The 22,642-nt window shown below is 62.5% G+C and carries 22 protein-coding genes; 12 read left to right on the forward strand and 10 right to left on the reverse strand.

Annotated elements, in window-relative coordinates; translation table 11 throughout:
- The first annotated feature begins 1 nt into the window (after position 1).
- The 5 genes from deoC (at position 2) to cdd (ending at position 4,679) form a co-directional block, all read left to right on the forward strand.
- The gene (gene deoC, locus LG409_RS13655) at positions 2-805 is read left to right on the forward strand and encodes a deoxyribose-phosphate aldolase (RefSeq protein ID WP_227406901.1); all 804 of its coding nucleotides are present in this window, start codon (positions 2-4) and stop codon (positions 803-805) included.
- On the forward strand, positions 806-2,158 hold the full coding sequence (deoA, locus tag LG409_RS13660; protein ID WP_227406902.1) for a thymidine phosphorylase: 1,353 nt from the start codon (positions 806-808) through the stop codon (positions 2,156-2,158). It abuts the gene before it with no gap.
- On the forward strand, positions 2,158-3,402 hold the full coding sequence (locus tag LG409_RS13665) for a phosphopentomutase (protein ID WP_227406903.1): 1,245 nt from the start codon (positions 2,158-2,160) through the stop codon (positions 3,400-3,402). The genes deoA and LG409_RS13665 overlap by 1 nt, the downstream gene beginning before the upstream one ends.
- Positions 3,403-3,492: 90 nt before the next feature.
- Positions 3,493-4,218 carry a purine-nucleoside phosphorylase gene (gene deoD, locus LG409_RS13670; protein ID WP_016914679.1) on the forward strand — a complete coding sequence of 242 codons (726 nt, stop codon included), beginning with the start codon at positions 3,493-3,495 and terminating at the stop codon, positions 4,216-4,218.
- Positions 4,219-4,271: 53 nt separating this feature from the next.
- Positions 4,272-4,679: a cytidine deaminase gene (cdd, locus tag LG409_RS13675; RefSeq protein WP_227406904.1), complete on the forward strand. Its 408-nt coding sequence runs from the start codon at positions 4,272-4,274 to the stop codon at positions 4,677-4,679.
- On the opposite strand, the gene LG409_RS13680 is transcribed toward cdd, so the two are convergent.
- From LG409_RS13680 to LG409_RS13700, 5 genes are all read right to left on the reverse strand, one after another.
- Positions 4,676-5,665, reverse strand: a complete 990-nt coding sequence (locus LG409_RS13680) for a LacI family DNA-binding transcriptional regulator (protein WP_227406905.1) — start codon at positions 5,663-5,665, stop codon at positions 4,676-4,678. The two genes, cdd and LG409_RS13680, sit on opposite strands and share 4 nt — an antisense overlap.
- Before the next feature lie 101 nt (positions 5,666-5,766).
- Complete coding sequence (locus LG409_RS13685) at positions 5,767-7,029, reverse strand: ABC transporter substrate-binding protein (RefSeq protein WP_039176744.1); 1,263 nt, start codon at positions 7,027-7,029, stop codon at positions 5,767-5,769.
- A gap of 63 nt (positions 7,030-7,092) precedes the next feature.
- Positions 7,093-8,142 (reverse strand): Gfo/Idh/MocA family protein, encoded by a 1,050-nt coding sequence (locus LG409_RS13690; protein ID WP_039176747.1) that lies wholly within the window; start codon positions 8,140-8,142, stop codon positions 7,093-7,095.
- The gene (locus LG409_RS13695; RefSeq protein ID WP_016914684.1) at positions 8,139-8,918 is read right to left on the reverse strand and encodes a ThuA domain-containing protein; all 780 of its coding nucleotides are present in this window, start codon (positions 8,916-8,918) and stop codon (positions 8,139-8,141) included. The genes LG409_RS13690 and LG409_RS13695 overlap by 4 nt, the downstream gene beginning before the upstream one ends.
- Before the next feature lie 146 nt (positions 8,919-9,064).
- Positions 9,065-10,486, reverse strand: a complete 1,422-nt coding sequence (locus LG409_RS13700) for a hypothetical protein (protein WP_039176754.1) — start codon at positions 10,484-10,486, stop codon at positions 9,065-9,067.
- 222 nt (positions 10,487-10,708) lie between these two features.
- Here LG409_RS13700 and LG409_RS13705 point away from each other — a divergent pair, with 222 nt between their 5' ends.
- Together LG409_RS13705 and LG409_RS13710 are read left to right on the forward strand one after the other, a co-directional pair.
- Entirely contained in the window at positions 10,709-11,725 is a 1,017-nt protein-coding gene (locus tag LG409_RS13705) for a J domain-containing protein (protein ID WP_096922461.1), read from the forward strand.
- 87 nt (positions 11,726-11,812) lie between these two features.
- Positions 11,813-12,250 (forward strand): hypothetical protein, encoded by a 438-nt coding sequence (locus LG409_RS13710; RefSeq protein ID WP_039176761.1) that lies wholly within the window; start codon positions 11,813-11,815, stop codon positions 12,248-12,250.
- On the opposite strand, the gene LG409_RS13715 is transcribed toward LG409_RS13710, so the two are convergent.
- A complete protein-coding gene (locus LG409_RS13715; RefSeq protein ID WP_227406906.1) occupies positions 12,218-14,605 on the reverse strand; it encodes a mechanosensitive ion channel family protein in 2,388 nt (795 codons plus the stop codon). The two genes, LG409_RS13710 and LG409_RS13715, sit on opposite strands and share 33 nt — an antisense overlap.
- A gap of 109 nt (positions 14,606-14,714) precedes the next feature.
- Here LG409_RS13715 and LG409_RS13720 point away from each other — a divergent pair, with 109 nt between their 5' ends.
- Positions 14,715-15,713 carry an amidoligase family protein gene (locus LG409_RS13720; protein WP_189464146.1) on the forward strand — a complete coding sequence of 333 codons (999 nt, stop codon included), beginning with the start codon at positions 14,715-14,717 and terminating at the stop codon, positions 15,711-15,713.
- Positions 15,706-16,374 (forward strand): gamma-glutamyl-gamma-aminobutyrate hydrolase family protein, encoded by a 669-nt coding sequence (locus LG409_RS13725; RefSeq protein WP_039177020.1) that lies wholly within the window; start codon positions 15,706-15,708, stop codon positions 16,372-16,374. Before LG409_RS13720 ends, LG409_RS13725 begins: the two co-directional genes overlap by 8 nt.
- Here the strand turns inward: LG409_RS13725 and tpx are convergent.
- Positions 16,371-16,874, reverse strand: coding sequence for a thiol peroxidase (gene tpx / locus LG409_RS13730; RefSeq protein ID WP_227406907.1), 504 nt, complete (start codon positions 16,872-16,874; stop codon positions 16,371-16,373). The genes LG409_RS13725 and tpx overlap by 4 nt on opposite strands.
- Before the next feature lie 112 nt (positions 16,875-16,986).
- On the opposite strand from tpx, the gene LG409_RS13735 reads away from it, so the two are divergent.
- Positions 16,987-17,697 (forward strand): glutamine amidotransferase, encoded by a 711-nt coding sequence (locus tag LG409_RS13735; protein ID WP_227406908.1) that lies wholly within the window; start codon positions 16,987-16,989, stop codon positions 17,695-17,697.
- Here LG409_RS13735 and nfi read toward each other — a convergent pair.
- Together nfi and LG409_RS13745 are read right to left on the reverse strand one after the other, a co-directional pair.
- The gene (nfi, locus tag LG409_RS13740; RefSeq protein ID WP_227406909.1) at positions 17,681-18,403 is read right to left on the reverse strand and encodes a deoxyribonuclease V; all 723 of its coding nucleotides are present in this window, start codon (positions 18,401-18,403) and stop codon (positions 17,681-17,683) included. The two genes, LG409_RS13735 and nfi, sit on opposite strands and share 17 nt — an antisense overlap.
- Positions 18,404-18,548: 145 nt before the next feature.
- A complete protein-coding gene (locus LG409_RS13745; protein ID WP_016914693.1) occupies positions 18,549-20,261 on the reverse strand; it encodes a DEAD/DEAH box helicase in 1,713 nt (570 codons plus the stop codon).
- A 508-nt stretch (positions 20,262-20,769) separates the two neighbouring features.
- Between LG409_RS13745 and LG409_RS13750 the strand changes: the two genes are divergently transcribed.
- Together LG409_RS13750 and LG409_RS13755 are read left to right on the forward strand one after the other, a co-directional pair.
- The gene (locus LG409_RS13750) at positions 20,770-20,967 is read left to right on the forward strand and encodes a CsbD family protein (protein WP_096922455.1); all 198 of its coding nucleotides are present in this window, start codon (positions 20,770-20,772) and stop codon (positions 20,965-20,967) included.
- A gap of 96 nt (positions 20,968-21,063) precedes the next feature.
- On the forward strand, positions 21,064-21,543 hold the full coding sequence (locus tag LG409_RS13755; RefSeq protein WP_039176785.1) for a PRC-barrel domain-containing protein: 480 nt from the start codon (positions 21,064-21,066) through the stop codon (positions 21,541-21,543).
- 75 nt (positions 21,544-21,618) lie between these two features.
- Here the strand turns inward: LG409_RS13755 and LG409_RS13760 are convergent, their stop codons facing one another.
- Entirely contained in the window at positions 21,619-22,629 is a 1,011-nt protein-coding gene (locus LG409_RS13760) for a glutathione S-transferase family protein (RefSeq protein ID WP_227406910.1), read from the reverse strand.
- Positions 22,630-22,642: the final 13 nt, after the last annotated feature.

A 22,642-nucleotide genomic window follows, 5' to 3' on the forward strand; every position in this document is an offset into this window, starting at 1 on the left:
CATGACTGCCACCGCTTCCCCCCAGCTTATCCAGGCCGCCCGTCACGCCCTGACGTTAATGGACCTCACCAGCCTGAACGACAGCGACACCGACAGCGTGATCGAAGCGCTGTGCCAGCAGGTCAAGACCCCCTACGGCCACCCGGCAGCGGTGTGCGTTTACCCCTCGTTCATCGTCACGGCAGCCCGCGCGCTGGGCGCCCACAAGCTGGATGATCAGGTCAAGATCGCCACGGTCACCAACTTCCCCCATGGGGGCGATGACATCATGGGCGCGGCCCGTGAAACCCGAGAAGCCGTGGCATCGGGTGCTCATGAAGTCGACGTGGTGTTTCCCTACCGCGCCTTGATGGCAGGCGATGAAGAGACTGGCCGCGAGCTGGTGGAAATGTGCAAGGCCGCCTGTGGTGGCCAGGCATTGCTGAAAGTCATCATCGAATCCGGCGAACTCAAGGACCCTGCGCTGATCCAACGTGCCAGTGAGCTGGCCATCGAAGGCGGCGCGGATTTCATCAAGACCTCGACCGGAAAAGTGCCGGTCAATGCCACGCTGGAAGCCGCCGAGATCATGCTCAAGGCCATCAAGGCCAGCGGCAAAGACGTTGGCTTCAAAGCCGCCGGCGGCGTACGCAGCGCAGAAGAAGCCGCTGAGTACCTTGCGCTGGCAGCCGACATCATGGGGCCGCAGTGGGTCACCCCGGCACACTTCCGGTTTGGTGCCTCCAGCCTGCTGGGCAACTTGTTGAACACACTCGACGGTGGCGCTGACGCGGCGCTGCTCTCCACCACCAACGGAGGCTACTAAATGTCGTCCAACGCTTCTCACCACGCGCTGCTCCCTCAAGAACTGATTCGCCTGAAGCGCGACGGCCAGCCGCTGCCCGCTGAAGAGATCAAGGCGTTCGTGCAGGGCATCGCCGATGACCGTATCAGCGATGCGCAGATCGGCGCCTTCACCATGTCGGTCTTTCTGAATGGCATGAGCCGCGAAGAAGTCGTGGCATTGACCACCGCGACGCGCGATTCTGGCCACGTCATGCAGTGGGATTCCCTCAACCTGCCCGGCCCCATCGTGGACAAGCACTCCACCGGCGGCGTGGGTGATCTGGTATCGCTGGTGCTGGGCCCGTGGGTCGCGGCCTGCGGCGCCTTCGTGCCGATGATTTCCGGCCGTGGCCTGGGTCACACCGGCGGAACCCTGGACAAGCTGGAATCGATCCCCGGCTACGACCCCTACCCCGCCCCCGAGCGTTTCAGTGAGGTGGTGAAATCCACCGGCGTGGCGATCATCGGCCAAACCGGCAACCTCGCCCCGGCCGACAAGCGCATCTACGGCGTGCGAGATGTCACCGCCACCGTGGAATCCATCCCGCTGATCACGGCCTCGATTCTGGGCAAAAAGCTGGCCTCTGGCCTGGACGCCCTGGTAATGGACGTCAAAGTGGGCAGCGGCGCGTTCATGCCCACCCCGGAAAAGTCACGCGAACTGGCCAAAAGCATCGCCAACGTGGCCACCCAGGCAGGCACACCCACCACCGCCCTGCTCACCGACATGAGCCAGCCGCTGGCCCCGTGTGCCGGTAACGCGGTAGAAATCGTCGAAACCCTGGCGCTGCTGCGCGGCGAGCGAGCCAACAGCCGCGTGATGCAGGTCACCCGCGAACTGGCCGTTGAAATGCTGATTGCGGGCAAGCTGGTGGCCAACCGCGAAGAAGCCCTCGCCAAGCTGGACAAAGCGCTGACCTCTGGCGCGGCGGCAGAAGTGTTTGCCCGTATGGTGCGCGAACTGGGCGGCCCCGCCGACTTCATGGAGCGTTCGGACAGCTACCTGGCCACCGCCCCGGTCGTTCAAGCGGTCTACCCCGAGCAGAGCGGTATCGTACAGCGTTTCGATACCCGCGCCGTGGGCATGAGCGTGGTGGAGCTGGGCGGCGGCCGTCTGCGTAACGACGCCAGCGTCGACCACAGCGTGGGCTTTAGCGACATCGTCGAAATCGGCGACCGTGTGGATAGCCAGCGCCCGCTGGCCATCGTCCACGCCCGCACGGAAGAGGCCGCGGCCCGTGCCGCTGCTCAGCTCCGTGGGGCGGTCACCATTGGCGATGCCGACGCCACCGCCGACACCCTGTTGCAAGAGACCTTCCGAGGAGAAGCCTGATGCGCCGCGCCATCGTCCTGGTACTCGACTCTTTCGGGATCGGTAGCGCCCCCGATGCCGCCTCCTTTGGCGACCAGGGGTCAGATACTCTGGGCCACATCGCCGCCGCTTGTGCCCGTGGCGAAGCCGACACCGCCGAGCGTTCCGGCCCATTGTCGCTGCCCAACATGGCCGCGCTAGGTCTGTTCCACGCCCACCGCGACGCCACTGGCAGCGTGGCGGAAGGCGTCAGTTTGCCCGACCAACTGACGGGCGCTTACGCCCACGCCAAAGAGATCTCCAGCGGCAAGGACACCCCTTCCGGCCACTGGGAAATTGCCGGTGTGCCGGTGCGTTTCGACTGGGGCTACTTCCTCGATAAAACCGACAGCTTTCCCCTGGAACTGCTGGACGCCATCATTCGGGAAGCGGAGCTGACCGGCGTGATCGGCAACTGCCACGCCTCAGGCACCGAGATCATCGCTCGCCTGGGCGAAGAGCATATCGCCACCGGCAAGCCGATCGTGTACACCTCGGCCGACTCCGTGTTCCAGATTGCCGCCCATGAGGAGCACTTCGGCCTGGAGCGCCTCTATGCGCTGTGCGAAACCGTCCGCGAGCTGCTGGAGCCTTACAACATTGGCCGCGTCATCGCTCGGCCGTTCATTGGCGAAGACCGCGAAAGCTTTGCGCGCACCGGCAACCGCCGCGACTACAGCGTCGAGCCGCCCAGCCCCACCGTGCTGCAAAAGCTCGCCGATGCCGGGGGCGAAGTGGTGTCGATTGGCAAGATCGCCGACATCTACGCCCACTGCGGCATTACCCACAAGGTCAAGGCCAGCGGCCACGATGCCCTGATGGATGCCACCCTGGCGGAAGTCGCGCGCACCGCCAACGAGACCAGCGACCGCCCGACCATGATCATGACCAACTTCGTGGATTTCGATTCGGTCTACGGCCATCGCCGGGACGTACCGGGCTACGCCGCCGCGCTGGAGCACTTCGACGCCCGCCTGCCGGAGCTGCTGGCAGCCCTCGATGACGACGACCTGCTGCTGCTCACCGCCGACCACGGCTGCGACCCCAGTTGGGAAGGCACCGAGCACACCCGCGAATACGTGCCGATCATGGTACGCGGCGCAGGCTTCGCCCCCGGCCCGTTGGGCGAGCGCGGCACCTTTGCCGACATTGGCCAAACCCTCGCGGCGTTCTTCGCCGTAGACGCCATGGCCGACGGCGAGAGCTTTTTACCTGACGCGGCCTAAGCGCCGATAACGCATCACTGGCACGTCAACGTGCACGGCCTGAAACCCGCACGGCGGGGTTCAGGCTCCCTGTTCAGATAGGAGAGTTTCATGGCTACCCCGCATATCAACGCCGAAATGGGCGATTTCGCCGATACCGTCCTGATGCCTGGCGACCCGCTGCGCGCCAAGTACATCGCCGACACCTACCTGGAGAACGTGCGCCAGGTCAACGACGTGCGCAGCATGTTCGGCTACACCGGCACCTACAAAGGCCGCGAGATTTCCGTCATGGGCCACGGAATGGGCATCCCCTCCGTGTCGATCTATGCCAAAGAGCTGATTACCGATTACGGCGTGAAGTCGATCATCCGCGTGGGCTCCTGCGGCGCGGTACGTGACGATGTCAACGTGCGCGACGTGGTGATCGGGCTGGGTGCCAGCACCGACTCCAAAGTGAACCGCATGCGCTTCAATGACCACGACCTGGCCGCCATTGCCGACTTCGAGCTGGCCAGCCACGCCGTGGCGGCCGCCAAAGCGCAGAACGTCGCCGTGAAAGTCGGCAACATTTTCTCGGCGGACCTGTTCTACAACCCTCAGACCGACATGGCCGAGCTGATGAAGCGTTACGGCATCGTCGGCGTCGAGATGGAAGCCGCAGGCCTGTACGGCGTGGCCGCCGAGTTCGGTGCCCGTGCACTGACCATCTGCACCGTCTCCGACCACATTCTGAAAGGTGACTCGCTCTCCAGTGCCGACCGCCAAACCACTTTCAACGACATGATGGTGATTGCCCTCGACACCGTTCTGCGCGATGACGCCGCCAAGGCGTAATGCCCGGCGTCTTGAGCCCATAGACATCCTGAACACAAAGAGAGAATAGCGCCATGAGCCACGCGGATCAGGCATTGGTCGACACGCTGCTGAGCACCCTGGGCAACGCCTACGCGCCCTACTCCAACCACCCCGTGGCGGCGGTGATGGAGTGCCCCGACGGCCAGCAGTTTGCCGGTAGCAACGTGGAAGTCGCCCACTACAAAGGGCTGTGTGCCGAAGCCTCGGCGATTTCTGCCATGGTTACCGCTGGCCAGCGCGAGCTGGCCAGGGTCTACGTGATGGGCCCCGGCGAGCACCTCTGCACGCCCTGCGGCGACTGCCGCCAGCGCATCCGCGAATTCGCCACCCCCAGCACGCAGATCATGGTGCTCTCCAAACAGGGCGAGGTGTTGAAAACCTACACCATGGACAGCCTGCTGCCCGACGCTTTTGGGCCGGAGCAGCTGCCGGGGCGTTAAGCAGTTTCCCGCAGCACTAGCGCCACCGGCAGCGACACGTGCCGGGGCGCTTTTCCTGCCAACGCATCGCCCAGCAGTTCCACGCTCATTGCCGCAATGGCGGCAATGTCCTGGCGTACCGTGGTCAACCCCGTGGCCAGGGTGGGCAGGTCGTCAAAGCCGGTGACGGCTACCTCGCTGGGCACACGAATACCGCTGTCTTCCAGAGCGGCCACGCAGCCCAGCGCCAGCTCGTCGGTGGCACAGACCAGCGCGTCGAAGGGCAAGGATGCGTCTGCGCGCTCCTTGAGCAGGCGGTTGAGCTGGCGATAGCTGGTCAGGGAGTCCGAGGTCAGCCGATGCGGCAGGCTGATCAACTGTTCGCTGAGCCCCGCTTCGGTGACGGCACGCTGATACCCGGAAAGGCGGCTGAGAGGCCGCGGCACGTCCAGCTCTCCCCCCACAAACGCAATCCGCGTTCGCCCCTGTTCGATCAGGTGCTGCGTCATCTGGTAAATGCCCGAGACATCGTCCGGGGCCACCGAAAAGCCGTCTCCTGCGTTGCCAATCCGTACGAAGGGAACGCCCGCTGCCTTCAGAAGGCCTGGCCTGGCATCTTCTGCCGTTTCGCCCAGCAAGATCGCGGCTCCTGCCCGCTCGGGCAGCTCATGGGTCTGATCGTGGTGAAAAAACACCGGTACCATGCCTTGCTGGTGCAGGGCCACGGTCAGGTGCTGGTAGAGCAGAATGTAGTAAGGCCGCAGCTCGATATCCTGTCGCCCAAGGGAGATCCCCACCACCGCCGCCTTACCGCTGATCAGTTGGCGGGCGGCGGCGCTGGGTTGATAGGCCAGCTCACGGCTGATGGTCAGAATCCGCTCGCGCAGCGCGTCGCTCAGCCCGGGCTTGCCGTTCAAGGCTCGGCTGACCGACGCGATGGATACCTCGGCACGCCGGGCAATTTCGCGGATGGTCGCCGCCGGTGCGCTCGATGTGTGCTGTTTCATGCCTGGCCTCAGCCGCCGTTGGGGGGCTTGATTGTACAAAAAGCGGGGCGGAAAATCGCCGCCCCCTGAGCAAGCAACCCCGTGCCAGCCAAGCCCTTGCGTTACCAGCCGCGTCTTCCCAGGCGCGAGAGTTCTCCCTCCAGCTGCTGCACGGCCTGCTCCGCCGTCATGTTGCCCGATAGCGCATCGTGCATCCGGTTGAACACGGCATTCGACACCCGTGGGTAAGCGCTGCCGGTCACGCTGGCGGGGCGCGGCACGCCCTTCATGACCGTCTCGTAGAGCTCGCCAATGAACGGCTGCGCGGCCAGCACCTCGTCATCCTCATACAGTGCCGGGCGCGTGGGGTTACGGCCAAACTCGATGGCGTGGGCTTTCTGCTGGGCTTCGGCGGTCAGATAGGCCACCAGCTCAGCGGCCACGTCAGGGTGCGCCGAGTAGCGAGACACCGCCCAGTTCCAACCGCCCAGGGTGGCCACCGACTGGCCTTCAGGCCCACTGGGCAGCGGCGCCACGCTGAATTTGTGCTGGATCGGCGTTCCGTCCGCCTGGCCCAGCGACCACGCGTAGGGCCAGTTGCGCATGAACACCGCGTTGCCCGCCTGGAATACGCCTCGCGCTTCCTCTTCCATGTAGTTGCGTACACCTTCCGGGCTGATATCACCTATCCAGGAAGCCGCCAGCGCCAGCGCTTCCACGGCCTGAGGGTTATTGACGGTGACCTGTCCGTCGGCATCCACAAAGGTGCCACCGCCGTAGCTGGCCACCCACTCCAAGGCGTTGGTGGTTAGCCCTTCGTAGGCCCGCCCCTGGAAGACGAAGCCATGCATGCGCTCATTACCAGCCTCCCGCTCGGCGTTTTGAATACGCCGAGCGGTGTCGGTGAGCGCTTGCCAGGAGTGCGGCACCTCTTCACCGTACTGCTCCAGCAGGTCATGGCGGTAGTAGAGCAGCCCGGCATCGGTAAACCACGGCAGGGCCACCAGCTTGCCTTGCACGGTATTGTTGTCCATCAGCGAGGGAATGAACCCCTCGGTGGCGCCTTCCGGCAGGTACTCGTTCAAATCCACCAGGTGCTCTGCCAGCAGCCCCGGCCAGACGATATCCACCATCAGCACATCGACATCCCGAGACTGGCTGCCCAGCAGCTGTTGATACAGCGAAAGCTTTTCCGTGGGCGAGGCTGGCGTGGTGACGATATTGACCTGATGGCCGTTGGCTTCTGCCCAGCGCTGGGCAAGCGCCGGGCAGAAATCCGCCGCCCCGCCATCGCCACAGGCCACGGTGATCTCGGCGGCCAGAGCAGGCAGTGCCACAGGCAGTAACGTCATCAGCAGCAACGGTGTTTTCAATGTTGAGCGCATCGTGGAATCCTCATCTTGTTATTGGGTGTCTTGCGGTCAGATATGCTCGATGAAATCTGCTGATCAACTGGCAATTGCCAGGCTGCGGTCCTCCAGGCTGGAAACGAAACAGGCATCCAGCACGGTTTGAATGGCCGCGCCCCGGGCAAAGTCGGGCTGGTCGTTTTCCCCAGTGCGAATGCTCTCGATAAAGCGCTGGTAGATGCTGGGCGTGGGCGGCGCCTTGACGGTGCTCCAGCGAGCGGGATGCACGTCATCGTTCAGGCACACCTGAACGTCATCCTTGGAGGCGTCGAGATCCACGCGGATCGCACCCTTGTCGCCGTGAACGCTCAGCGTCAGCGAGTTGTGGTGCCCGGTTGCCCAGCGGGTTGCCTGAATCGTGCCCATGGCGCCGTTGGCAAAGCGCACGCGCATCAGCGCCGTGTCGTTGGCATCCAGCAGGTAGTCGCCGATGCGGTTGTCCGGGGCTTTGTCGAAGCAGGTGAGTTCGCAGTTGACGCGGGTGATATCGCCCACCGGGAAGCTGGCAAAATCGACGATATGCACGCCCACATCGCCCAGCACGCCTTTGCTGCCGTGGGCTTCCGAGAGCCGCCAGAGCCACTGGCTATCCTCATCCCAGCGCCCCCAGGCGTTGCTGACCAGCCAGCTCTGGCGATAGCTGGCATCCACGTGGCGAACGGTGCCGATGGCGCCGCCGGTAATCAGCGCTCGGGCGTGCTGAATGGCGGGGGCGTCACGGTAGCTCAGGTTGACCATGTTGATGACCTTGGCGGCCTGGGCGGCAGCGACCATCTCGTGGGCATCCTCCGCATTGGTGGCCAGGGGCTTTTCACACAGGATGTGTTTACCCGCCGCAATGGCTGCCAGCGACGTGGCCTTATGCACGCCATCCGGAGTGACATTGCTCACCGCGTGGATATCGTCGCGGGCCAGCATGTCGTCCAGCGACTGGTAAACATCGGCAATGCCATGGCGCTCGGCGAAGGCCTGCGCCTTGGGGAAATCACGGTCGCATACGGCAACCACTTCGACACCTTCGAGTCGGCCATAGTGCTTGGCGTGCTCCCCCGCCATGCTGCCCGCGCCAATAATCGCGATACGGATCATTTGAAGCCCTCCTCACCAGGTTTGTGCAAGCTTTCGCCCTTGATCTCGACCGGGTTGGGCGCCTGGTCGGCGGGGACGTTGGGGCAGCTGTCGATCCACCGGGAGCCTTCCGGCTGCGCCCAGACCACGGCGTTCTTGAGCACCCGCTTTACCTGCTCGTCGTAGTAGATCGGGTAGGTTTCGTGGCCGGGACGGAAGTAGAAAATCTTGCCGTTACCGCGCTTGTAGGTCAGGCCGGAGCGGAACACTTCGCCGCCTTCGAAGGCACTGATGAAAATCACCTCGTCCGGGTTGGGCACCGCAAAGGGTTCGCCGTACATTTCGGTATGGGGCAGTTCAATGTAATCCCCGAGCCCTTGCACGATGGGGTGGCCAGGATTCACTACCCAGAGCCGCTCACGCTCACCGGCTTCCCGCCATTTCAGTGAGCAGGTAGTGCCCATCAAACGTTTGAAGATTTTCGAGTAGTGGCCGGAGTGCAGCACGATCAAGCCCATTCCCTGCAGCACGCGCGTTTGCACGCGGTCGACGGTCTCTTCCAGCACGTCGCCGTGGGCGGCGTGGCCCCACCACAGCAGCACGTCGGTATTCTCCAGCGTCTCTTCGTCAAGCCCCTGCGCCGGGTCTTGCAGCGTGACCGCCGTGGCCGTTAGCGCTTCCGCTTCATTCAACCCATCGGCGATGCACTGGTGCATGCCGGTGGGGTAAATACGCGCCACTACGTCGTTGGTTTGTTCGTGGACGTTTTCGCCCCATACGGTGACTCGGAGTGTCATGTCGTTCTCCTCAGCGTTGATAGGTACTTGCTCACGAGAGTGAGCGCTGAGGAGAAAAGTAAACGTTTACTCAAAAAGAGTAAACGTTTACTTATTGGATTTTAGTCGAACACCACCGACGCGCTGGCGTCAGGTTCTATTGCTGTTCAGACAGGGGCTTCGTCGGGGCGATTCTCGGCGACGCGCTCGACATCCACGATGCCCGAGCGGCTGACCACGACTTTCCAGCGCGCCAGGTAAGGGGCATCTTCGCTGCCCGTTTCGCGCACCACCAGGTTGAACAGGTGGCGGCGCTCGACGCTTTCCCGCACCGCCTGCCCCTCTTTCAGGCGATAGATATGGTGCTTATCCTTGCTCATCAGGCGGGTCAGCATGGAGAGGTCTATGCTCAGGGTTTCGCGGGTATGCTCATAACCACTCAAGAAGCGTGTGGGGGACATGCGCGAGCTGGAGCGATAGTGCATGACCACCTCTTCACGCTGGGCCACCGTGCGCCGCCGCATCTGCTGTATGTCCTGGTCGAGGGCGGTATAGCGCTTGTAGTCGAACCATTCGAGCTGCCGTCCGACCAGCGCATTGCGGGTAGGGTCGATGTATTGTCGCCGCCACTTGGGTCGGCCTCTTCTCAGCCATCGCCATAGGGTATTGCGCAGGTCGTCCTTGAACACTTCGCGCATGGCGTAGAGCAGCGCCATGGCCAGCACGAACAGTGCGGTGATGTCGCCAATCACGTCGCGCAGGTGCAGTACCCCCAGCGACACGAAGGCCATGACCACCGCGGTGGCCAGGGCCTTGACGGCTTTCTGTTCGCCGCTACCCAGCTCCAGCGCACGCTGCTTCAGCGTGATCGGGTATTCGATCAGCCGACGCAGCAGGCGCATCTTGTTGGACATGCGGGTGGGGTCATCGCGTACGCGCTCGGCGTTGTACTCCTGCTGCTCGCGGTACTCGCCTTCGCGGTGGCAGATGGTCACCAGGCGTCGTTTGACCTCGCTGAACTCCCCGCCCTTGGGCATGTGGGCCACCAGCGCCAACAGCTGCTGCTCGGTGAACCAGGAAAGATAGTTGTCGATGTTGGCAAAGTATTTATAGAGCCGTTCATCGGTGGGCGGGTTACGCCGCAAGCGCTTGAGAATGCCGTCGCTCAGGTCGCTCATCTCGACCAGCTGATCGTAAAGCTCGCTCGCCTTGTCGTGGGTGCTGCTCTTCTCCTCACCCTGCAGGCGACGCAGTTTACGGGCCGTGGAGAGCATGCCCTGGGTGGTTCGCTCCAGGGCCACCACGTACTGGTAGGCGTAGAGACTGAGGCTCAAGCGGTAGGAGTCGCTGCCCAGCTGGTTACGGCTGGCCAGGCGGCTATGCACCAGCGGCAGATGGTACTCGTCGCTGTAGTAAGTGCGCGAGACGTTGATGGCAGCGTGATAAAATGCTTCTTCGGAGATGATGTGCGTACTCAGCCCCAGCTCCTGAGGCACGAACAAGTACACATCCAGCGTATGTGAGGTCTCTTCCTTCAGCCGTCGAGACAGGCGCAGTTGGAAGCTATTTTTACGTTCAACGTTGATCACCCTCACTTATCTCCTGCTTTCATGCCAGACTCGATGATATACCATGGTGAGCTCGCTAGTACGGCTGGCAGAGCGTCGTCTGCCAGCGCACCTTGATACCACAGAGCCATACCATCAAGACTGCGCCATGAGGACTGTACCATGAGGACTGTGCCGTGAAGACCGCGCCATGAAGCGCATGGCATGGATCAGCGCTTTACTTCTTCGCCTTGGAGCCCAGGGATGCCCATCGCCCGTTTTTCACCCTTTGAGCTGCTGCTGCTAAAAAGTCGTAGCCAAGTGGATACGGCCACGCTATTGCTGCTTGGCTGGGTGCTCGTGCATCGCCAGCACGTTTCCGAGGGGCAACGCCGACGTCGGCTGGCCCAGGTCAGCGCGCAGTTTCGCCATGGGCACGAGCTGGGCCCGGTCATGAGCATTGCCCATAGCCAGGACCTTCACGCCATTCAACTGGCCGCCGAAGTCGTGCGCAAGGAGTGCTCCAGGGAGCGCAGCCTCAGCGTGATGCATCAAGCCATCACGGTGGCCACCGACGATGGCGAGCTGTCGCTGGCCAATCACTATATCCTGCGCTTTCTGGCCGACCTGCTGAACGTGGTGCCCGCCACCTTGAACACCCTGTTTCAGGAACTGACCGGCAAGCCGCTGCGAGCCCCGGAAGACCCCAGCCGCGATGCCTACTGGCAGGTGCACGACCCGGCGTATTACGCCCACAAGGCCGAGCAGGAAGCCCAGGCCGCCGAGCGAGAACAGGCCGCCCAGGCGCAGGCCGAACAGCAGCAGCGCGCCAAGGCCGACAAGCAGCACGCACGCGCGCAGCGCCAACAGCAAAAACAGCAGCGCAAGGAGGAAGCGCGTCAGGCCAAGCAGCGCGCCGAGCAAGCCCAGGAGCACGCACGTGCAGAGCAGCAGCGCCAAGAGCAGGCTCGCGCCGAACAGGCTCGTCGTGAGCACGCCCGCCGACAGCAGGAGCAGGCCCGGGCAGAACAGGCACGCCGCGAGCGTTACCAGCGCGCGACCAATCCTCCGCCACCGCCCGACCGCACCACCCGAGCGCTGGCCGTGCTGGGGCTGATGCCAGGCGCCAGCAAGACAGAAGTGCGCAAGGCCTACCGGCGCATGGCGCAACTGCATCACCCCGACCGGTTCTATTCGGAAAGCGAACATCAGGTGGCGCTGGCCTCGGCACGTTTTCAGCGCATCAAAAACGCGTATGATTATCTGATGCAAACTTACTAAGCGTCACGGGGCAGCGACGTATGCTGCCCGCCATGCTGAAACCACGACCTTCCACTGTGTCCATTGTGACGAGACCGACGCCGGATTATGCGCGACCTTTATCAACGCCTGAGCCTGCCCCCCAATGCCAATGAGCAGCAGATCGACACCGCCGTGGCGCGCTGCCCCAACAGCGCCCTGCGCCAGGACGCCACCTCGGTACTGACGGTGACCCCGCACCGTGAAACCTACGATGCGCTGCACGGCACCTTGAGCGACATCGGCCGCCTGCGCGCGCGCCTTGGATTGACCCACGGGGCGCACTGGCAAGGCGACGTGGCCAATGATTTCTCGCTGCCCCCTGACCACGCCATTTCACGCCATGACGAACTGGTCGACCGAGTCAGCCACGCCGTCTCGCTATATAACCGTTGGCGAGGGCTGCGTGGCCCCTGGCTGCTGGTCACGCTATTTGCGCTGGGCACAGGCCTGGGGCTGGCCATTGGCATTGCGCTAAGTCTGGGGCTTGGGCTGGGATCGAGATAGCGGCGGCGCAGTCGTTGAGCCTTCAGGGCGCTGCCGCTCGTCACGGCGGATTTCGGCCTCGGTGGGCCTGGGCGCTGGTTTAGGGGGCTCAGGGGTATGCTGCGGCGCATCCAGGTCGCCCTGCTGGCGGTGCTGCAGCGTCATGTCGGTACCATGGGGCTCGTCGCCACGGGCCTCGGAGCGAGCCTCCATGCGCACGCTGAGCCGCGGTACACCCAAGTCGATTTCCTGGGCTTCCATGCGCTGCTTCAGCAGCAGATTGAAGGCGCGTGACACGTCCCACTGCATTTCAGGAGCGGTGCGGAAGCGCATCCGTAATATCGGGCAGCCATCTTCGAAGGCCTGTACCCCCTGCATCTCCAGCGGCGACCAGATGTAGTGACGCATCATCGGGTCCTTGCGCAATTCCTGAGCCGTTTCCTGCATCAGCGTGATGGCGTCATCGATTTTCATGTCATAAGGAATGCGAATCCGCATCAAGGCAATACCGAACTGGCGCGACATGTTGTGGATCGATTCGATACGACTGAAGGTGATGATGTGCAGCACGCCGTCCAGGTCACGCAGCCTGACCGTCCGCAACGTCAGCCCTTCGACGGTGCCCATGTGCGTATTGATGGTGACGAAGTCATCCACCGCCAAGGAGTCCTCGATGAGGATGAAGATGCCGGTGATCAAATCCTGCACCAGGGTTTGCGCGCCAAACCCCACCGCCAGACCGATCACACCGGCACCGGCCAGCAGCGGCGTGACGTTGACCCCAAGGTTGGCCAAGCCAGCAATCACCGCAATGATCAGGATGGTGACGAAAATCACGTTACGGATCATCGGCGTGATGGTTTGTGCGCGAGCCTGGTTGACACGCCGCCCCCGTGAACGCGCGGAGGAAGTCAGCGCCCGTTGAATGGCGGTATCGGCAAAAATCCACACCAGCCATGCCAACAGCACGGTGGCCCCCAGACTGACCAGCGCCTGGCCAATACGCGCACTGGCCACGGCCTGCTGGCCAAGCCCAAACAGCGAGCCTCCCCATACCTGCATGGAAAGCTCGGCAAAAATCATCCAGGCGCTCAGGTGCGCCAGTACGAAGCCAAACCGCTCGAGTCGCTTGCGATATTGGCTAAAGCGACGGCGATGGCGCCGCTTACCCAAGCGCTCTTCCTGGCGACGCAGCAGCCCGGTAATCACCAGGGTCAGCACCAGCAGACTGGCGGAAATGATCGAGCGTGCCAGCGCCGTGCCCACATCCCCGACGGTAATGAAAATGGCCAGCAGCGAGCCGCCCACCATCAGCAGGGCAGGAATGTGCCATAGCCCACCCAGCGCACGGATCATTTCCACGGCCGTACTGGCATCGCGGCGCTGCTTGTAAGGCCGGTTACAGATGAGATGACGAATAGGGCGCTGGAATTTGAAGATGAAACGCGCCGACAGCAGCGCCGCCAGCATGTTGGCCAGCACCGACACCAGCCCCGACAGCTCGGTCCCCAGCAGCTCCATCAGGCGGGTAGAGTTGACGGCATCTCCCAAGGCAATCAGCGCGCCGATGACGAACAGCCCTCGCAACGCCTTGTGCTGTAATACTTGCACGGCGGTAAAACGGTGCCCGCGACTGAAGAACGCCACCACCGTTTCGAACACCACCGATAGCGCTCGGCCACACAGGCAGATATAGGCCACCACCAGCACCAGGGCACGGCCAGGACTGTAGGGCAGCAGTTGACCGACGCCCAAGGTAATGACGAAGGCCAGTATCCAGGGAAGCATGCGCCGCAAGAAGTGAACCGCCAGCAGCCAGGCCTTGGGGTCCCGAGGCAGGTCCAGCGGCCAATCGCGGCGGGTGGCCACCACCCGCCCAAAGGCAATCATCGTGACCAGCAGGCCGCTCCAGATCACGGCCAGCAAGGCCCCTTCCGCCACGGCCCGGATGGCGTCGCCCTGGTCAGCCCCGGCATTCAGGGCGCGCAGGTCCTCGACGCCCTGGACCAGCTGCCGTGACCACTCGTCGATGGGCGAATCTCCGGCTTGGGCATGCTCACCGATGTCGGAAAGCGTATCGGCCAGGGCGCCCAGCAACCCTTGGCGCACCACGCCTTCGTCTTCCACGGCCTCGGTACTCAGCTGCAGCTCGCGCAGCGAGTCCAGCAGCGCACGGCGCTGATCCTCGCTTTCGAGCATGCCAATGACGTCGCTCAGGGAGCGCTGGAAATTTTCGCTGGTGACGTCCGGCTGCGCTTCGCTGTCACTACTGCCCCCCAGCGTGGGAAGCGAGACGCTCTGGGCGTGTGCGGTGACGCTGATCATCAGGCTGAGTAGCGCCCCTAGAACGATGCTGGTTATCCAGTGCTGTCGCACGCGTGACTCCCGTGGAAAGTGACTGTTGAATCGTGTCCTTCTCTTGCTCAGCCTAAGCGTGTGATTATGATAGGCTAAACGTACAAACGTTCACCTCCAGGACATCGAGATGACGCTGCAGGCTCCTCCCCAACGCTTGAACCCGGACGGCCAGACCCGACGCGTAGGCGTCGAAATCGAGTTTGCCGGGCTCCCCCCTCGCGAGACGGCCGAGGTGGTGCAGGCACTGTTTGGTGGTGAGCTTAACGTGGTCAGCCCCCATCGGCTACAGGTGGCCGACACACGCTGGGGAGCGTTCGAGATCGAACTGGATACTCAATACGCCCATCCAGACCAGACGTTGTTGGACGCACAGCAGGACAGTGACAGCGAGTGGGCTCGCCAACAGCATCAGCGACGGCTGGAATTTCACCAAAAGACCCGTGAACTGATCGGTGACATGGTGACCGGCCTGGTGCCCACCGAAATCGTCTGCCCTCCCATCCCCTGGGAAGAGCTCGAAGCGCTGGACACTCTGTTCGACACCTTGCGGGAAAAAGGCGCCAAAGGCACCGATGCCAGCCTGCTGTACGGCTTCGGCCTGCACCTGAACCCTGAGATCGAGCGCGGCGAGGTCGATTACCTGCTCGACATGCTACGCGCCTACCTGCTGCTGGCCAGTTGGCTACGCCAGGAAATCAAGGTGGATATCACCCGAGAGATGCTGCCGCACGCCAACCCGTTTCCCAAGGAGTACGCCCGCAAGGTGCTGGATCTGTGTTACCAGCCAGACCTCGACACCTTCATCGACGACTACCTGGCCGATAACCCTACCCGTAACCGCGAGCTGGACCTGCTGCCGCTGTTTGCCCACCTGCGCCCGGAACACCCTCATCCGCTACTGCACGGCCAGTTGACCAAGCCACGGCCCACCTTCCATTATCGGTTGCCCAATGCGCAGCTGTCGCAGCCGGGCTGGGGCAGCGTGATGGAGTGGAACCGCTGGGTGGAGGTAGAGAAGCTGGCCCACGATCAGGACAACCTTCACGCCCGCTGCCAGGAGTACATGGCCGAACAGCGCCAGCCCTGGTGGCAGCGCCTCAAGCGCAGACTGTTTGGCCATGCCTAGACCTCTGATCGGCATCACGACCTCGGACTACAAAAGCCAGCTTGCCTGGTGCTTCGACTGGTTTGCCGTCTGGCGTCACGGCGGCAGGCCACTGCGGCTTTCCCCTTCCCGCCCCTTGCCGGAGCATCTGGACGGCCTGATCATTGGCGGCGGGGACGACATTCAAGCCCACCTGTACGGCGGCGAAGTGCAGCTGGACGTGCGCCTGGACCCGGCTCGTGACGAGCTGGAACTCGACCTGCTGAAGCGTTTCATACCTCGCCATACGCCAGTACTCGGCATCTGCCGAGGTGCGCAGCTGATCAACGTGCATCTGGGCGGCAGCCTGGACCCCGACATTTACACCACCCACGAAGGCTTGAAGCGCCGCCGCACGGTACTGCCCCGCAAAACCGTCGACATCGTGGGCGACAGCCAGCTCTATCGCTTGCTGGGAGTGACCTGGTGTCGCGTGAACAGCCTTCATCATCAGGCGGTCAATCGGGCAGGCAAGGGCATTCGGATCGTGGCGCGTGACCGCGATGGGCTGGTGCAGGGCATCGAGTCCACGGAGCATGCGTTCCTGATAGGCGTTCAGTGGCACCCGGAGTGGCTGATCTTCAACCGCCCCCAGCAGCGTTTGATACGTGCGCTGGTGAAGGCGGCCAAGGCGCCCCGCTAGCCTTTCAGTGCAGCCAATGCCGCGTCGTAATCAGGCTCGTTCTTCAACTCGCTGACCAGCTCGCTGTGCAGCACCCGATCCTCGGCATCCAGCACCACCACGGCACGCGCGCAGAGCCCTTCCATGTTGCTGTTGCATAGCGCCACGCCCCAGTCCTGCTGAAATTCGCGGTGGCGGAACGTCGAGAGCGTCTCCACGTTGTCCAGCCCTTCGGCACCGCAAAAACGCTTGGCCGCAAACGGCAAGTCGGCAGACACCACCAGCACCACGGTGTTGTCCAGCGACGAGGCCAGTTCATTGAAGCGTCGCGTCGACGTTGCACAGGTAGGCGTATCGACGCTGGGGATGATGTTCAGCACCTTGCGCTTGCCTGCATAGGTCGCCAGGGTAACGTCTTCCAGGCTGCTGTTGGTGAGCGTCATGGCCGGTGCATCCTGCCCCACCGCCGGTAAGGTGCCCGCCACATCCATGGGTTGACCTGCCCGCGTAATCTGTTGCATATCAAGCTCCTAATGTATGGTAAAAGGGGAATGACGATCAGTGGCCCAGCTTACCGTGGAACTCCCTGATTCGGCTATCCCTCATCCATCGCGACACGCTAGCGAGAACACCATGGCCTCTGTAGTCATTATCAAAACCGGCGACGCCTTCCCCGAAGTGGTGGATCAGCACGGAGACTTCGAACAGCTGTTCATCGACCAGGTGCAGGACGCCCTGCCCGACCACCTGACCCTCGATGTATGGGATGCACGCCTCACCAGCCAGCCGCCGGAGGATATCGTGGCAGCCATCATTACCGGCTCCCACAGCATGGTCAGTGAGCAGCTCCCCTGGAGCGAGGCGCTGAAGCCCTGGTTACAGCAGGCACTGGCGGACGACCTGCCGCTGCTGGGCGTATGCTATGGCCACCAGCTGATGGCCGCTGCATTTGGCGGTGTGAGTGATTACCACCCGGCGGGGCGTGAATCCGGCACACGCAGCGTACGCCTGACCCAGGCAGGCCGCCAGGACCCGCTGTTCGGGCAACTCCCGGAGTGTTTCGTGGCCCACTTGACCCATGCCCAGGCGGTCATGCAGCTTCCCCCCGGCACCAGCATCCTGGCGCACAATTGCCACGATGCCCACCAGGCGCTGCGCTATGGGCCACGCCAGTGGAGCGTTCAGTTCCATCCCGAGTTTTCACCGCCGGTGATGCGCGCTTATATCGAACGCCAGCGCGCTGCCTTGCGCGACCAGGGCGAAGACACGGATCAACTGCTGCAAGACGTCGCGGAGACCCCCGACGCCACGCGCCTGCTGACCCGGTTCATCGCGATGCTGTAGTGCGCGTTTGCGATGCTGTCGTGCGCTTTTGGTCGCGCCGCGATGCCAGTCGGTCGGCCAGGCGGGTTGGCTCTGGCAGCTTGGTCTTGCCCAGGCAGCGCATGACCCAGTCCAGCGAAGTCGCCAGCGACAGTCGATGCCCCGGCGACACGAACACTGGCTTGACCTGAGCACGGGAGCGCAGCACGGCACCGATCACTTCCTGCCCGGCCATGAGCGGCACCCAATCGCCTCGGGCCTCTCCCACGTCGGCATGGCGCCCAGTGAGTCGCGACTTGGCAATCCCGATGGTCGGCAGGTCCAGCCACAGCCCCAAGTGCGCTGCCACGCCCAGCCGCCGAGGGTGGGCGATGCCCTGCCCATCCACCATGACCAGCTGCGGGCGTGTTTTCAATTGGGCAAAGGCTCCCAGCGCCGCCGGAATTTCCCGAAACGACAGCAGGCCCGGGATGTAGGGCATGCGCGTGGGTTCCCGGTGAACCACCTGCTCCACCACAGTCAGTTGCGGCGCCTGCTCCGGCGACCACGCCAGCACGACCACCGCCGCCCGGGTAATGCTTCCTTCTTCTTCGAAACCGATGTCGACCCCCGCGATGTGCGTCACGGGGTCGATACGGTCGTCGGCTTCCAATTGCTTGGCAAGCTGGGACTGGAGTGCGATGGCCTGCTTGGGAGTCAGGTTCCAATCGTGTAATGCGGCGTCCATGCGGCCTCCTTGCGGGTGATTCGAGGTTGGCGCCCAGCAGACGCTGAGCCACCAGGATGACGTTCAGGATAGCCAAAAAAAATCCCCCCATGCCAAAGGCATGGGGGGATGGTAGCCAAGGCGACATCAGTCGCCCGGCAGGCGTTTACGCACGTTCGCGACGGCGAACCGGCGCATCGCCATCGTCACGACGACGGCGCGGTGCACGCTCGGGCGCACGGTCTTCGCTGATTTCCAGCGGGCGACCGGCCACACGGGCACGTGCCATCTTGGCCAGAATGGTAGACGGCAGGCCGCTGGGCAGCTCGACCACCGAGAAGGCGTTGCGAATATCGATACGGCCGATACGGGCACCTTCGATACCGCCTTCATTGGCCAACGCGCCAACCAACTGGCCAGGCTTGACGCCATCTTTATGGCCTACCGATACACGGTAGCGGGTCATGCCTTCGCTGGGCGCACTGGAGCGCTCGCGACGAGCACCAGCAGGTTTGCCGGGGGCACCCTCACGCGGAGCACGCTCTTTGCGCGGTGCTTGCAGACGGCCAATCGGCGCTTCGTCAGCACGAGCCATGGCAGCAAAGGCACATGCCAGCTCGACGGCGTCGTGACCTTCTTCCACCAGACGCTCGACCAGCGCGCGCTGCTCTTCGGCACCCTTGGTCAGGGCTGCCACGACGCGATGGTGGAATACTTCATCACGGTGCGCACGGATAGCGGCTTCGTCAGGCAGCGGCATTTCGGTCATTTTCTGACCCGTTGCCTGCTCCATCCAGCCTACCTTGCGGCCTTCACGGAAGCCCGCGAAGGTGATCGCGATACCGCTGCGGCCCGCACGGCCAGTACGACCGATACGGTGCGTATAGGCTTCGGCGTCCTGGGGAAGATCGTAGTTCACCACGTGGGTGATACGCGGAACGTCCAGACCACGAGCGGCGACGTCGGTCGCGATCAGGACATCGACCTTGCCACGCTTCAGGCGAGTGATGGTGCGCTCACGCAGGCTCTGGTCCAGGTCACCCGACAGGCCAGCCGCGTTGACACCGCGCGCCGTCAGCTGCTCTACCAGCGTGGTACAGGCAGCACGTGTCCGTACGAACACGATGGCCGCATCCACCGGCTCCACTTCCAGAATACGCGCCAGCGCTTCCAGCTTGGCCCCACCGTCCACACGCACCAGGCGCTGTTCGATGTTTTCTCCCGTCGTGGTGCGCGATTCGATCGCCACCTTGACCGGGTTGACCAGATAGCGATTGACGATGCGCTCGATTTCAGACGGCAGCGTGGCCGAGAAGAACACACGCTGGGCATCTTTCGGGGTATCGGCAACCACGCGTTTTACGTCGTCGATAAAGCCCATGCGCAGCATTTCGTCGGCTTCGTCCAGCACCAGAGCAGACAAACCGTCCAGCTTCAGGCTGCCGCGATCCAGGTGGTCGATGATACGACCGGGCGTACCGACCACGACCTGAGCGCCGCGCTTCAAGGCGCCCAGCTGCTCACGGTACTCTTGACCACCACACAGGGTCGCCACTTCGAGCCCCTGCAGGTTTTGACCATACTTGCTAAAGGAAACCGCAACCTGCTGAGCAAGTTCGCGGGTAGGCGCCAGCACCAGTACCTGGGGCTCGCGACGCTGCATGTCGAGACGCGACAGCAGCGGCAGTGCAAAGGCAGCCGTTTTACCGGTACCCGTTTGTGCCTGACCCAGCATATCGCGGCCTTCCAGCAATGCTGGAATGGTCTGCGCCTGGATGGGCGAAGGAGTTTCGTAGCCCTGCGCTTCTACAGCAGACAGAACGGCAGGCAAAAGAGCCAGATCACCGAAGCTCGGCGAGGTGACAGAAATCGAGGTCATTAATCACACCTTGGTAGGCCGGTATCACCGGCAAAAAACATCGTAAGCGTCTCTGACTCTGTCATATGCCGCACGTCACGGTGCGCAGCAAAAGAACAAGGCTCCGCATAGCGGATATCGTCATCAGTGGAGTCGGAGACGCCGGTCGCACCTGGCATTCGGCTGGCAGTACCGCACGCTGCGGGCCAACCGCTGTGGCGACCTTACTGCGCCGATTTCACCCGTCTGGTGAAATGCTGGAGGCGCGCCATCTTCACAGCAATGAACATCCAGTCGAGGGGATGTTCCTGCAAACGTTTCGGCTTGGTGCCACAAGGCCACCGAATCAACGCTTGCCGTCGTGATGGAGGGGTCAACACATGCGAGGAGCGCGCATCCTACCACCCCACTGGTGAGCTGACCAGCTTTTTTACTTTAACCAATATCATCCTGAAACTTGCACTTGTTCACTATTGGTCTAACCTGAAAGGTGCCTCACGTTGTTCACGAACTTCAAGGAGTGATGCATATGAACTGGGATCAGATCGAAGGCAAATGGACCGAAGTAAAAGGCAAGGCGCGTTCCAGCTGGGGCGAATTGACCGATGATGAGCTGACGCAAATCGGCGGCAAGAAAGACCAGCTCGTGGGCAAGCTTCAGCAGAAATACGGGCTGGCCCGTGAAGAAGCCGAGCGCCGTGCAGACGAGTGGGCCGACGGCCTCTGATCGTTTCGGCATTGGCGCTGTACAGGCAGGCCAATGCGTATCCATTTTCCAATAGATGACTATTTGGCTGATTCAATAGCAACATGGAGAGAAGCTATGCGTAAATCACTACTGACAACGGCTATCGGCACGGTACTTCTGGGCAGCATGGCAATGGGCGCCCACGCACAGACCGAGCCACAGGGCATGTATTCAGCCGAAGACATTCTGGATGCTGACGTCTACTTCGCGGGCGGTTCCGGCGAAGAGATCGGTGAGGTAGAAAACATTCTTTTCGATGAGGAAATGCGCATCACTGCACTCGTCGTCGAAAGTGGTGCCGTACTGGGCCTGGGCGGACGTGAAATCGTCGTCGGTACCGACCACTTCACGCTGGAAACCCACACCGAAGCGGATGGCGATACCGAGCACCGGATCATGCTCCAAGCCACGTCCGAAGAAGTGGAAGCCTTTCCTACTTACAACCACGACTGGTGGGAACAAACCAAGGCAGGCGCACGCGATGCATGGGAAACCACGCGTGATGGCGCGCAAAGTGCCTGGCAGTCCGCCCGTGACGCCGTTAACTCCAACTGATATGTTTCCCGTCTAGCGATACGTACGCAATGGCCACCCCATCGGGTGGCCATTTTCGTGAGTGGTCGCACGGATTCAGCGACGGCGTACTCCCTGCCCTGGCAGGCGCTCACGGTCATGGGGGCGCTGAAAGTCCAACGCTGGCCCGGCGGGGACGATACGAGTCGGGTTGATGGTGTCGTGACTGTAATAGTAGTGGCGCTTGATGTGGTCCAGGTTGACGGTGTCGGCAATGCCCGGCCACTGATAGAGCTCACGCACGTAGTTGGACAGGTTCGGATAATCCTCGATGCGTTTGAAATTGCACTTGAAGTGGCCGTAGTAGACCGCGTCGAAACGCACCAGCGTGGTAAACAGACGAATATCGGCTTCGGTCAGCCATTCTCCCGCCAGGTAACGCTGCTCTCCCAGGCGCTTTTCCATGCGGTCCAGCGCGTCGAACAGCGCAGTGACATGCTTCTCGTACACCTTCTGCTCAGTGGCAAAGCCTGACTTGTAAACCCCGTTGTTGATGTGGTCGTACACATCGGCGTTGACCTCATCGATGACAGCACGCAGGTCGGAGGGATAGAAATCCAGCGTATTGCCGGTCAGCTCGTCAAAGGCATGGTTGAAGATGCGCAGGAGTTCAGCCGACTCATTATTGACGATGGCGCTGCGCTGCTTGTCCCACAGCACCGGCACGGTCACTCGCCCCGTGTACTGCGCGTCGGTCATGGTATAGAGCTGGTGATGAAACTCGACGTGATTGATCGGGTCGCCGCTGGAGCCCTCGTCCTGTTGATAGGTCCAGCCCTTGTCCAGCATGAGCGGGCTGACATGGGAGACGCCGATCAAGGGCTCCAGGCCTTTCAGTTGACGCATGATCAACACACGGTGTGCCCAGGGGCATGCCAGGGAGATATAAAGGTGGTAACGATCCGCCTCGGCAGGATAGCGCTGGGCCTCGCCCTCCAGCACGCTGCCACTGTCGGCAGGATTTCCTACCCAGTGACGCAGCTGTGCCGACTCACGGACGAATTCCCCGCCGTGCTTTTTGGTGTCGTACCACTGATCGACCCACTCGCCGTTGACCAATAACCCCATGGTGTTTCTCCCG

Origin of the sequence: Halomonas sp. NyZ770, assembly GCF_020616575.1 — a bacterium.
GTDB lineage: Bacteria > Pseudomonadota > Gammaproteobacteria > Pseudomonadales > Halomonadaceae > Vreelandella > Vreelandella hamiltonii.